Annotated in this window: 10 protein-coding genes; all 10 read left to right on the forward strand. The window is 55.5% G+C overall.

Annotated features, from left to right (window positions below; genetic code table 11):
- Nucleotides 1-3: 3 nt before the first annotated feature.
- Nucleotides 4-1,203 carry a nickel pincer cofactor biosynthesis protein LarC gene (larC, locus tag ICT70_RS12645; protein WP_191157192.1) on the forward strand — a complete coding sequence of 400 codons (1,200 nt, stop codon included), beginning with the start codon at nucleotides 4-6 and terminating at the stop codon, nucleotides 1,201-1,203.
- The gene (locus ICT70_RS12650) at nucleotides 1,196-1,675 is read left to right on the forward strand and encodes a phosphatidylglycerophosphatase A family protein (RefSeq protein WP_191157194.1); all 480 of its coding nucleotides are present in this window, start codon (nucleotides 1,196-1,198) and stop codon (nucleotides 1,673-1,675) included. Before larC ends, ICT70_RS12650 begins: the two co-directional genes overlap by 8 nt.
- Before the next feature lie 186 nt (nucleotides 1,676-1,861).
- Nucleotides 1,862-3,109, forward strand: coding sequence for a CinA family nicotinamide mononucleotide deamidase-related protein (locus ICT70_RS12655; protein ID WP_191157196.1), 1,248 nt, complete (start codon nucleotides 1,862-1,864; stop codon nucleotides 3,107-3,109).
- Nucleotides 3,110-3,405: 296 nt separating this feature from the next.
- A complete protein-coding gene (recA, locus tag ICT70_RS12660; RefSeq protein WP_191157198.1) occupies nucleotides 3,406-4,434 on the forward strand; it encodes a recombinase RecA in 1,029 nt (342 codons plus the stop codon).
- Between the two features lie 27 nt (nucleotides 4,435-4,461).
- Nucleotides 4,462-5,649 carry a type IV pilus twitching motility protein PilT gene (locus ICT70_RS12665; protein WP_191157200.1) on the forward strand — a complete coding sequence of 396 codons (1,188 nt, stop codon included), beginning with the start codon at nucleotides 4,462-4,464 and terminating at the stop codon, nucleotides 5,647-5,649.
- Nucleotides 5,621-6,106: a regulatory protein RecX gene (locus tag ICT70_RS12670; protein ID WP_191157202.1), complete on the forward strand. Its 486-nt coding sequence runs from the start codon at nucleotides 5,621-5,623 to the stop codon at nucleotides 6,104-6,106. The genes ICT70_RS12665 and ICT70_RS12670 overlap by 29 nt, the downstream gene beginning before the upstream one ends.
- A gap of 152 nt (nucleotides 6,107-6,258) precedes the next feature.
- Nucleotides 6,259-8,907: an alanine--tRNA ligase gene (alaS, locus tag ICT70_RS12675; protein ID WP_191157204.1), complete on the forward strand. Its 2,649-nt coding sequence runs from the start codon at nucleotides 6,259-6,261 to the stop codon at nucleotides 8,905-8,907.
- A gap of 1 nt (nucleotide 8,908) precedes the next feature.
- Entirely contained in the window at nucleotides 8,909-10,024 is a 1,116-nt protein-coding gene (locus tag ICT70_RS12680; protein WP_191157206.1) for a hybrid sensor histidine kinase/response regulator, read from the forward strand.
- Nucleotides 10,025-10,227: 203 nt separating this feature from the next.
- Nucleotides 10,228-10,758, forward strand: a complete 531-nt coding sequence (gene hslV / locus ICT70_RS12685) for an ATP-dependent protease subunit HslV (RefSeq protein ID WP_191157208.1) — start codon at nucleotides 10,228-10,230, stop codon at nucleotides 10,756-10,758.
- Nucleotides 10,755-12,083, forward strand: coding sequence for an ATP-dependent protease ATPase subunit HslU (hslU, locus tag ICT70_RS12690; protein ID WP_191157211.1), 1,329 nt, complete (start codon nucleotides 10,755-10,757; stop codon nucleotides 12,081-12,083). The genes hslV and hslU overlap by 4 nt, the downstream gene beginning before the upstream one ends.
- Nucleotides 12,084-12,092 lie beyond the last annotated feature (9 nt).

Genomic DNA, 12,092 nt, shown 5'->3' on the forward strand with positions numbered 1-12,092 from the left:
TGAATGAAAACCCTTTATCTTGATACCTTCTCCGGCATCTCCGGCGACATGTTTTTGGGTCTGCTCTGTGACCTGGGTCTTGATGTGGAGCAACTTAAAGCCGAACTGGCCAAACTGCCGGTCAGCGATTACCAGGTCAACATCAAACGTGAGCGACGGCACGGGATTGAAGGGTGCCGCTTTAGCGTTAACCACCAGGAAGATCACCACCATCGCAGCTGGAGCCACATTGATCAGATGCTGGCCGAGAGCCACCTAAGTGAGCGCAGCAAGGAACTGGCTCGGCGCTTTTTCCGCCGCCTCGGGGAAGCCGAAGCCAAAGTTCATGGTATCAGTATTGATGAGGTTCACTTTCATGAAGTCGGCGCCGTCGACGCCATCGTGGATCTCACCGGAGCGGCCATCGGCATCGATCTGCTTGGCATCAACAAAGTCTTCTGCTCACCACTGCCCCTGTCGCGCGGCATCGGTCAATGTGCCCACGGCGCTCTTCCCTTACCGGCACCGGCAACAGTGGAGATCCTGCAAGGGCGGCCGGTCTACGACAGTGGCTGTGACAAGGAACTGGTCACCCCCACCGGCGCCACCCTTGTCAGGGAGTTGGCAGAGTTCACACCCTTGCCCGACCGGGCCGTGGGGCGGGTCGGCTACGGGGTCGGCGGCTGGGAGCTTGCCGATCGCCCCAACCTGCTGCGTGGCATTCTTTATGCGCAGGAGCACCAGCCGACAACGTCCGACGCGGTGGAGTTGCTTGAATCCCATATCGATGACAGCACCCCGGAACAGCTCGGCGACCTGCTCGAACGACTCTTTGAAGCTGGTGCTCTGGATGCTGCTTACGTTCCCCTGCAGATGAAAAAAAACCGCCCGGGACAACTTCTCAAGGTGGTCTGTCAACCGGCGCACAGCCAGACGCTGGCGACCCTGATCATGCACCACAGCAGCGCCATCGGCGTTCGCTCTCAGCCGTGCCACCGCTATCGATTGCAGCGCCACGAGGTCACCATTGCAACCACCCTCGGTACAGCGGGCGTTAAGCTGCTGTTCGACCATGACCAATTTCTGCGCCTGAGTGCCGAGTACGACGATTGCCGGCGGCTGGCCCGGCAGCACAATCTACCCTTGCAACAGGTCTATCGCCTGGTTGAAAATAGCGCTTACGACCAGCTGCCACAGCTCCTTAAGGAGACGAACCATGACTGATTCAGCACCCCAACGTCGCAAAAACTGCGCAACCATCTTTTTTGCGACCAATGGTGGGCTAGGCTACGCCCCGCTTGCCCCCGGCACCTTCGGCACCCTGGCGGGGATTCCAGCCTTCTATTACCTGTCGTTATTGCCCGGCTTGCTCCAGCTTGTTGTTCTCGTCGTGGTCATCGCTTTTTGTGTCTACATATGCCAACACGCCGGCACGTATTTCGGTGAAGCCGACGACGGGCGCATCGTGATTGACGAACTCACCGGTTATCTGGTTACCGTCGCCTTCCTGCCCTTTACCTGGGGAACGGCGCTACTGGCCTTTTTCTGGTTTCGCCTGTTTGATATTTTAAAGCCACCGCCCATCGGCCACATTGATCGCAATTTTAAAAACGGTTTTGGTGTCACCTTTGATGATGTCCTGGCCGGAGTTTACGCTGCCATTGCGGTGCGCCTGTGCCTCGCCCTGTTCAGCTGATTTTTTCGTAACTATTCACCACTGTCATTGCGCAGGGTCGGGATTCCTGTGGCAAGGGTGTTTGTCGCCATGGACGGCGACAACAAGCGATCATGGATGACCCAACGGGAAACCATCGCGTCCCTTGACATAGGATTCCCGATCCAGTGCTGAACAGATACACTTTTTCTTTGCTGGAAACTATCTATGCCCAGTTTTGATATTGCTATCCTGACCACCGCAGAAGATCTGCTCAGCGGCGACTCCACCAATTCCATCAGTGCTGTCGTCGTTGATCTGCTCACCCGACATGGCTACCGCCCACGTTGCTCTCTGGCAGTTTCGGACAATGAAAAGGAGATCTTTGCGGCGCTCAACTACCTTTCCCGGCAGGCGCGTTTTGTCATTACCAGTGGCGGCCTGGGACCCGGCAGCAACGCCCTGACCGCCCGCGCAGCGGCCCGCGCCCTCGGCTTGCCCCTGGTTATTCATGAGGAAGCTCTGGAAATGGTCCGCACCTGGTGTCACAACCACCACCAGTCGTTTAACCCTGCCAATGAACGCGTGGCGCTGCTACCCCAAACGGCGCAACTGCTGGTAAATCCCCACGGGATGACGCCGGGCTTTTCCCTTCACCACAACCAGTGCCGGATGTTTTTCCTGCCCGCTGAAGCGATGGAACTGCGTACCATGCTGGAACAGTCCGTTCTGCCTCAACTCAAACAGGACTATCCGGAGGAGCAACGCTTGCATCGCCGCACCCTGAAGCTGTTCGGTCTGTCCGAGGTACGTATTCGTACCATGATTCCCGGCGGACGCCTGCCGGAAGGGGTCAGTATCAATTACAGCCACGACTTTCCCCTGGTGCTGGTGCACCTGAAGGCCCACGGAGAAGAGGCCGACGAACGTCTGGATCAAGCCGAAGCACTGCTGCTCCAGGTTCTCGGTGATCACCTGATGGCGCGGGAGGGTCAAACCGCCGAAGGCAACGTCGGGCAACTGTTGACCCAGGCTGGACTGACCTTATCCCTGGCAGAATCCTGTACCGGTGGACTCCTCAGCAGCATGCTGACCCGAGATCCCGGCGCCTCAGCCTTTCTCAATCGTGCCGGGGTCACCTATGCTGATGCTGCCAAGCAGCACTGGCTGAAAGTACCGCAGGCAATCCTGCTGCAGCATGGGGCGGTCAGTGAACCCTGTGCCCGGGCCATGGCCGGCGGTCTGCGCCATGAAAGTGGCACCGATCTGGCCCTGGCGATTACCGGCATTGCCGGCCCGAATGGCGGCACCCCGGACAAACCGGTGGGCACGGTCTACCTCGCCCTGGCCAGTGACGCCGGGGTTCACGCCCAACGTTATCTGTTTGCTGGTGATCGGTCCCGGGTTCAGCGCATGAGTGCTTTTATGGCGCTGGAGTGGCTTCGACGCTTTGCCTTGCAACGGTTAGCTGATTAAGCTCTCGACAGCGGCGGGCCAATCGTTTTACTCTTGCTCGGCAGAGGTCAGAATATAGAAATCAGTAGTCGGAAAAGAATTACCATTTCAGCAGTTTTCATTCTGTATTCATTATTCTGTCTGCTGTTTTTTTTGCAACGAACGCAGCAAACGACAAAGATCAGGGTTTGCTTATGACTAAAAAATCACCTCCGCTACCATAACGACTTATTATGTCACACGGAGAGGGGAAGATTGGATGAACACCAATCTTGATAGCTGACATTAACGTTTTTTTGCATTTAAGGAGTCCTCACATGTCTGATCAAAACCGCAACCGCGCCCTCGAACTGGCCATGGGGCAGATAGAAAAACAATTTGGTAAAGGGAGCATCATGCGCCTTGGCTCTGATTACCAGATGCCCGCCATCGCTACCATTCCCACCGGCTCCTTGAGTCTTGATCTGGCCCTCGGCGTTGGCGGTATCCCCAAGGGTCGCATTATCGAAATTTTCGGGCCGGAATCATCGGGCAAAACCACCCTGGCCCTGCATATTCTGGCTGAAGTCCAGAAGCAGGGGGGCGTGGCAGCTTTTATCGACGCCGAACATGCCCTCGATATCCAGTATGCCCAGAACCTTGGGGTTAAAGCTGATGACCTGCTGGTCAGCCAGCCGGACACCGGTGAACAGGCGTTGGAGATCACCGAAATGCTGGTACGCAGCGGCGCCATCGACCTGCTCGTTGTCGATTCCGTTGCCGCCCTGACGCCACGCGCCGAAATTGAAGGAGAAATGGGGGATTCCCACATGGGGCTGCAGGCCCGTCTCATGTCTCAGGCCCTGCGCAAACTAACCGGTATCGTCAGCAAATCCAACTGCAGCATCATCTTTATCAATCAGATCAGGATGAAGATTGGTGTCATGTTCGGCAACCCGGAAACCACCACCGGTGGTAACGCCCTGAAATTCTATTGCTCGATCCGCCTGGACATCCGTCGAATCGCCGCACTGAAGCAGGGACAGGACGTCATCGGCGGCAGAACCCGGGTCAAGGTGGTCAAAAACAAGGTAGCGCCACCGTTCAAACAGGCTGAATTCGACATCATGTATGGCCTCGGCATCTCACGTGAGGGAGATATCCTTGATCTCGGGGTCGATAACGACATTGTCGAAAAAAGTGGCTCCTGGTTTTCCTACAAAGGGGAGCGGGTAGGTCAGGGACGCGAGAACGCCAAACAATACCTGCAGGAACATCCCGAAATGACCAACGAGATTGAAGCGACCCTGCGCGAACTCTACGGGGTTGGTGGGGCCAAGTTGAAGAGTGCCGCTGACGACGAATAAATGCCAACGGAAAAGTGAGGAAATACGATGGAACTGAACCAGATTCTCGGCCTGGCATTAAAAGCCAATACCTCGGATATTCACCTCAAAGCCGGCCTGCCCCCGGTATTCCGGGTTGACGGCAGCCTGCGTCCCCTGCCCAAAGCGCCACGGCTGACCGCTGATGATCTGCGCATGATGTGCGAAGGGATCATGAATGAAAAGCAACGGGTGCGCTTTGAGGAAAACAACGAAGTTGACCTGGCCTATGGCGTCCCCGGTCTCGGGCGCTTTCGCGTCAATGTCTTTATGCAGCGCAATTCCGTCTCAGCTGTTTTTCGCGCAATTCCCTACAAAGTGGCAACCCTCGATGAACTGTTGATGCCCAAGGTGCTGAAAAAAATTGCTGAAGAACAGCGTGGTCTGGTGCTGGTCACCGGGGCCACCGGGTCGGGAAAATCGACCACTCTGGCAGCGTTGATCGACCATATCAACTGCAACCGTACCGCCCATATTGTTACCGTTGAAGATCCGATTGAATACCTCCACCGCGATCGCAAATGTATCATCAACCAGCGTGAAGTGGGTTTCGATACCATCGGTTTCGCTCCAGCGTTGAAAAGCGCCCTGCGTCAGGATCCTGATGTCATTCTGGTGGGCGAGATGCGCGACCTGGTAACCACAGAAACGGCGCTGGCGGCCGCTGAAACCGGCCACCTGGTCCTCTCGACCCTGCATACCATCGACGCCACTGAAACCATCGCCCGGATTGTTTCCATGTTCCCCCCACACCAGCAGCGTCATGTTCGCCTGCAACTTTCCAATGTCTTGCGGGCAGTCGTTTCCCAGCGCCTGATTCCACGGGCAGAAGGCAAGGGACGGGTTGCTGCGGTTGAAGTCATGCTCACCACCGCACGCGTTCGTGAACTGATCGATGACCGCGAAAAAACCGTTCTGCTTAAGGACACTATTGCTCAAGGGTACACCACCTATGGCATGCAGACCTTTGACCAGGCGCTGATGGATCTGGTCAAACGCAACATCATCACCTACGAAGAGGCCCTGCGCCAAAGCTCCAACCCCGACGACTTCAAGCTCAAGTTCTCCGGCATCGACTCGACATCCGATTCTTCCTGGAGTGATTTTGAACGCGGTAAAGAGCAGGAAGACAGCAAAGCCGCTGAAGCAGCAGCGGAAAACGAGAAGAATGACGATTCCCCCTTCCAGCGCTTCTGATGCCTTCAGCGTCGCCCTACGCCTGCTCGGGCGCTGTGATCGCAGCGAAGCACAGATCCGTGAAAAGCTGAAGCAACGCGGTTTTTCCAGCAGCGCCATCGCCACAGCCATTGAACGCTGTTACGATTACCGTTACCTCGATGACCGCCGTTATGCCCTGGGGCGGGCGCGTTCCCTGATGTGCAACGGCAAAGGTGTGGGGGGACGCATCCTTGCCGATTTGCGCCAACGCGGAATCACTGATGAGCTGGCGCGGGCGGCACTGGACGAAGTCAGCAGCGAGTTCCGTCTGGAAGACCTTTTTCATCAGGAACTGTCCCGCCGCTTTCCCAACTTCTGCTATGGCTCTGCGAGCGCAAACGAACGCCGGCGGTTGATCAACTATTTTCAACGCCGCGGCTTTGCCCTCTGCGATATATTCACCTGGCTGCAACAAACCTCTGTTTCTGATCGATAAGCCCTTTTCAAATCCAGCTACTTCCATTAGAATTTCGAGTCCAGCACAATTCATCGCCAAACAACCGATGAATTATCTGCCGACGATCAGAGGTCGCGGCAGCAACATAACCAAGAACAGTGACCACATCCTGACTGAAAGGTTGATCCATCATGCTCACCGGAAACGCCATCCGCGCCCGTTTTCTCAAATTTTTTGCCGATCGTGATCACACCATTGTCACGTCGTCGTCGCTGGTTCCCCACAACGATCCAACCCTGTTGTTTACCAATGCCGGCATGAACCAGTTCAAAGACTGCTTTTTAGGTGATGAAAAACGTGCATACGTGCGCGCCGCCTCATCGCAAAAATGTGTGCGCGCCGGAGGCAAACACAACGATCTGGAAAATGTCGGCCGCACCGCCCGCCATCACACCTTTTTTGAAATGCTCGGCAACTTTTCCTTTGGTGACTACTTCAAAAAAGAAGCGATTGCTTATGCCTGGGACTTTCTTACCAGGGATATGGGCCTCGATAAGGAGCGTCTCTATGTCTCGGTCTACACCGATGACGATGAGGCCGCGGACATCTGGCATCACCAGGAAGGAGTGCCGCGCGAACGGATTTTTCGTTTTGAGGAAGACAACTTCTGGGCGATGGGAGATACCGGACCCTGTGGTCCCTGTTCGGAAATCTTCTATGACAATGGCCCTGAGGTTGGCTGCGACAGCCCCGACTGTACAGTGGGCTGTGACTGTGACCGCTATATGGAAATCTGGAACAATGTCTTCATGCAGTTTGATCGCAAGGCGGACGGCACCCTGGTGCCGCTACCGAAACCGGCCGTCGATACCGGCATGGGGCTGGAACGGATTACTACTGTCATGCAGGGGGTTCAGTCCAACTATGACACCGATCTGTTGCGTAACATCATTGCTTTTATTGAGCAGTTGTGTGGCAAAAGCTACGGCGAAGATAATGAGAATGATGTTTCCATGCGCGTCATTGCCGATCACAGTCGCGCCGCCGCCTATCTGATTGCCGATGGCGTGCTCCCCTCGAATGAAGGGCGCGGCTATGTGCTGCGCCGGATCATGCGCCGCGCTATGCGCCATGCCAAGATGCTTGGTCTCGATGATCCGGTACTCCATAAAACGGCAGTTTTTGTCCTCACTTCAATGGCCGAAGCCTACCCGGAAGAGGCCGCGCGCAAAGATTTTGTCGCCCGTGTTGTCCTCAATGAAGAAGAACGCTTCATCCAGACCCTGGGCAACGGACTGCGAATACTGCAGGAGGAGGTTGCCCGCCTGGCGGGTAGCCCCGGCAAAACGATTCCAGGTGAAACGGTTTTCAAATTGTACGATACCTACGGATTTCCGCTTGATCTGACCGCCGACATCGTCGAAAAAGACGGGTACAGCATCGACGAGCCCGGCTTCGAGGCATGCATGAAGGAGCAGCGTAACAAGGCCCGCGAACACTGGAAGGGTTCAGGTGAAGAAGCCGTTGCCGCTATCTATAAACGCCTGGTCGATCAGGGGGTAAAAACCACCTTCAGCGGCTATCTCAAGCTCGAAGACCAGGGCAACGTCCTGGCCCTGATTCGCGCCGGCGAACCGGTCACCGAGGCCACGCATGGTGATATTGTCGAGGTGATTACCGCAACCACCCCCTGCTATGGCGAATCGGGTGGACAGACCGGTGATACCGGCGAAATCACTGCAGAGAGCGTCCAGCTGCGGATTCTCGACACCAAAAAACCTCTTGATCACCTGCATGTCCATCTGTGTGAAGTGGTCACGGGTTCGATTCATACCGGCGACCTGGTCACCTTAAAGGTTGATGGCGATCAGCGCCAGCGGACGGTGATCAACCACACGGCGACCCACCTGCTGCAGGCAGCCTTACAGCGCATCCTTGGTGATCATGTCAAACAAGCCGGTTCGCTGGTAACACCAGAGCGCCTGCGTTTCGATTTTACCCATTTTTCTCCCGTTACGACCGCTGAACTGCTGCAGATCGAGGAAGAGGTCAACCGTCAGATCCGAACCAACGCCGCAGTACAGAGTCGCGAAATGGCGGCAGAAGCTGCCCAGGCGTCAGGTGCCACCGCGCTGTTTGGTGAAAAATATGGTGATGTCGTGCGGGTCATCAGTGTCGGTGATTACAGCATGGAGCTCTGCGGCGGCACCCATGCCAAGGCGGCCGGTGATCTTGGTCTGTTCCGGATCTTAAGTGAAACCGGGATCGCTGCCGGAGTGCGGCGCATTGAAGCGGTCACCGGGGAAGCAGCCCTGGCGTTAAGCCAGCAACAGCAACAGACCCTGCAGCGCCTGGCCGATCTGGTTAAAAGTGACCCACAGAAACTCGAGCAGCGGATTCAGAAAATCCTTGAACAACAGAAGAATCTGGAACGTGAGCTTGAACAGATTCAGGCTAAAATCAATGTCCAGCGCAGCGGCGAGTTGATTGATCAGGTGCAGCAGGTTGGCAATGTTTCCCTGCTGGCGGTCAAGGTTGCCGGGGTCGACGGCAAGAGTCTGCGCGAATTTTCCGATTCCCTGCGCGACAAGCTTGGTTCCGGGGTTTTGGTCCTGGCTACCGAAGCTGACGGCAAGGTGGCCCTGCTGGTCGCCGTCACCAAGGACCTGACCACCCAGGTGAAGGCCGGCGAGCTGATCAAACCCCTGGCGGCAATCGTCGGTGGACGCGGCGGCGGACGCCCCGAATTGGCCCAGGCCGGCGGCCCCTTGACGGACAAGCTGGATGAACTGATTGCAGCGGCACCGCAGCAACTGAAATCGTTACTGGAAAGCGCCTGATATGCCTGCAGGCGGCAACGGCCATTCGCCCAAAAAACTGCTGATTGTTGATGACGAACCGCTGATCCGCGATCTTTGCGCCGGCGTTTTTGATACCTACAAGGTGCTGCAGGCGGAAGACGGTTTCGACGCGTTGAGGTTTCTCAGCCACGAAGATGTCGACATCGTGCTGACTGACGTCAATATGCCCAACATTGACGGCCTGGAGTTTCTGCGGATCATCCGCCAGGAACAGCCTGATCTTCCCGTCATTCTGATGACCGGCTATTCCGATAAAGAACTGATCCTTGATGCCCTTAAAGCTGGAGCAGATGATTTCATCACCAAACCGATCAGCGTCCTGCAATTAAGCACAACCGTGGAAAAAGTTCTCGAGCGTCATGCCCTGCGCGGCGAACTTGCTGATTTGCGCCATATTGACCGCTTGAAAAACGATTTTTTGGGATTGATCTCCCACAAACTTAAAACCCCCACCGCCGCCATCTCCCTGTTTATCCAGAATCTTGCCGAAGGGGTAGAGAGTCCGACGGATGAAAACTTTCTTCAGATTTTAACCATGGTCCAGGCGGAAACCACCTATCTGGAAAAACTGATTCAGGATCTGCTCTATTTCAGCGAGGCCACCCTGCACAAAGATGAGATGACTCTGGAACTAACCGATCTCGGCCAGGTTGCCAGACAGGTCATTGAGGAGCTTCAACCCACGGCCCAAGGCAAAGCCCAACAGATAAACGCCCGGATTCCGAGCCCCATGTCAGAGCGCTTGTTATTGTTGCAGCCGCAAAAAATACATTTTGCGGTCCGCGCCCTGCTCGACAACGCGATCAAATTTACCCCACGACAAGGAATTATTGAGGTACGTGGTGTCCAACAGGGGGATCGGGTCAGACTCACCATCCAGGACAGCGGCATGGGGATTCCCGAACCGGAACTGGCTAAAATCTTCAATAAGTTTTATCAGTTTGATCCCCATAGCACCGGGCAGGTGCGCGGTTTCGGCTTAGGCCTCTACTATGCCCGTGACTTTATTCGCGCCATGGGCGGGCAGCTGCAAATCGACAGCCAACCCGAGATCGGGACAACAGCGACCATTGAGTTTCCTCTGCCGGGAAAATGACCAAAAGAAAACCAGTCTAACCTTACTGCAACAGTGGCAATAATCGTATTTCAGCAGCCTGCCAAAATCCCTATTAAAGCCCTGTGTTCAGGCGACATTGCCCTTTTTAATTGGAGCGTTTCTGTGTTATGGTGCATCTTTTGTTTGTCACCGTAATCGCCTGTTTTCTACTGTCATTCTGACTCGTTTTGATGGAGCAATTCATGTTTAAAGGCACAACCATCTGTTCTGTTCGCTACAACCATCAGGTTGCCCTGGGAGGCGACGGGCAGGTCAGCCTCGGTAATACGGTGATGAAACACGGCGCCCGTAAAATCAGACGTCTTTATGAAGACAAGGTGTTGGCAGGCTTTGCCGGCAGCACCGCCGATGCCTTTACCCTGTTTGAAAAATTTGAGGCCAAGCTGCAGGAATTTCGCGGCAACCTGCCCCGCGCCGCCGTTGCCCTGGCCAAGGACTGGCGCACCGACCGTATTCTCCGCCGACTGGAAGCCTTGCTGATTGTCGCTGACAAGGATGTCACCCTGATCATCTCCGGCGCCGGTGATGTCATTGAACCTGATGACGGAGTCGCCGCTATCGGTTCCGGTGGCAGCTTTGCCCTCGCTGCGGCGCGTGGGATGATCGCCCATTCTACTCTTGATGCCGCAAAAATTACCGAAGAAGCACTCAAAATCGCCGCTGATATCTGCATTTATACTAACGACCGGATTGCAATCGAGGTACTTTCTTGAACAACTTTACCCCCCGCGAAATTGTCTCTGAACTGGATCGCTACATCATCGGCCAGAAGGACGCCAAGCGAGCCGTCGCTGTGGCCTTACGCAACCGCTGGCGCCGTCAACAGGTGCCCGCCGAACTGCGCGATGAGATTGCGCCGAAAAATATCATTATGATCGGACCGACCGGCGTCGGCAAAACTGAAATCGCCCGACGCCTGGCCAAACTCGCTCAGGCTCCATTCATCAAGGTGGAAGCCAGTAAATTTACCGAGGTTGGTTATGTCGGTCGTGATGTCGAAAGCATGGTGCGTGATCTGCTCGAACTGGCCATTAATATGGTCAAGGCAGAAGAAACGGCAAAAATGCAGATCAAGGCCGAGGCCAATGCCGAAGAACGGCTGCTGGACCTGCTGCTGCCGGGAGAGGCTGACCGTTCGCCCGACAAGGAAGAGCAACGCCAGGGCACCCGGGACCGACTGCGCAAACTGCTGCGCCTGGGGGAACTGGATGAGCGTTTTGTTGAACTGGATGTTGAAGTCAGCAACATGCCTGCCATGGGAGTCTTCACGCCCCAGGGAAATGAAGAGCTGGGACTCAACATCAAGGAGATGTTCGGCAACCTCTTCCCGAAAAGTGCCAAGCGCAAACGGGTCAAGGTCAGCGAAGCCCGCGAGATCCTCACCACAAGTGAAGCGGAAAAACTGGTCGACATGGAAAACGTTACGGCTCTGGCCAAAGAGCGGGCCGAGCAGAGCGGGATTATCTTTATTGACGAAATCGACAAAATTGCCAGCCGCGAGGGAGTACACGGGCCGGAAGTATCCCGCGAGGGGGTTCAGCGTGACATCCTGCCGATTGTCGAAGGCAGCACGGTCAATACCAAGCACGGTTCCATCAAAACCGATCACATTCTGTTTATTGCTGCTGGTGCCTTCCACATGGCAAAACCCTCGGATCTGATTCCTGAACTTCAGGGACGGTTCCCGATCCGGGTCGAACTCGACAGCCTTGACGAGGACGACTTTTACCGGATCTTAACTGAGCCCAAAAATGCCCTGATCCGCCAGTACCGTGAGTTGATGAAGACCGAATCGATCGACTTGCACTTTGACGATGCCGCTATCCGCGAAATAGCTAAAATCGCCAAAACGGTCAATGACCACACAGAAAATATCGGCGCCCGGCGCCTCCACACGATTATGGAAAAACTGCTGGAAGACCTCTCCTTCAACGCACCCGAGCGTTCCGGCGACAAGGTGATGATCGGCGCGGAGCAGGTACAGGAACGCCTGGCAAAAATCAGCCAGGATGAAGACTTGTCTCGTTATATCTTGTAAAGGAAAACG

The sequence above is a fragment of the Pelovirga terrestris genome, from assembly GCF_014773365.1.
Classification (GTDB): Bacteria; Desulfobacterota; Desulfuromonadia; order Desulfuromonadales; family Geopsychrobacteraceae; genus Pelovirga; species Pelovirga terrestris.

Bases quoted from the DNA above. Each gene is read 5' to 3' on its own strand.
- ICT70_RS12650 (WP_191157194.1), top strand. From the start codon at position 1,196: ATGACTGATTCAGCACCCCAACGTCGCAAAAACTGCGCAACCATCTTT.
- ICT70_RS12665 (WP_191157200.1), top strand. From the start codon at position 4,462: ATGGAACTGAACCAGATTCTCGGCCTGGCATTAAAAGCCAATACCTCG.
- recA (WP_191157198.1), top strand. From the start codon at position 3,406: ATGTCTGATCAAAACCGCAACCGCGCCCTCGAACTGGCCATGGGGCAG.
- larC (WP_191157192.1), top strand. From the start codon at position 4: ATGAAAACCCTTTATCTTGATACCTTCTCCGGCATCTCCGGCGACATG.
- ICT70_RS12680 (WP_191157206.1), top strand. From the start codon at position 8,909: ATGCCTGCAGGCGGCAACGGCCATTCGCCCAAAAAACTGCTGATTGTT.
- ICT70_RS12655 (WP_191157196.1), top strand. From the start codon at position 1,862: ATGCCCAGTTTTGATATTGCTATCCTGACCACCGCAGAAGATCTGCTC.
- hslV (WP_191157208.1), top strand. From the start codon at position 10,228: ATGTTTAAAGGCACAACCATCTGTTCTGTTCGCTACAACCATCAGGTT.
- ICT70_RS12670 (WP_191157202.1), top strand. From the start codon at position 5,621: ATGACGATTCCCCCTTCCAGCGCTTCTGATGCCTTCAGCGTCGCCCTA.
- alaS (WP_191157204.1), top strand. From the start codon at position 6,259: ATGCTCACCGGAAACGCCATCCGCGCCCGTTTTCTCAAATTTTTTGCC.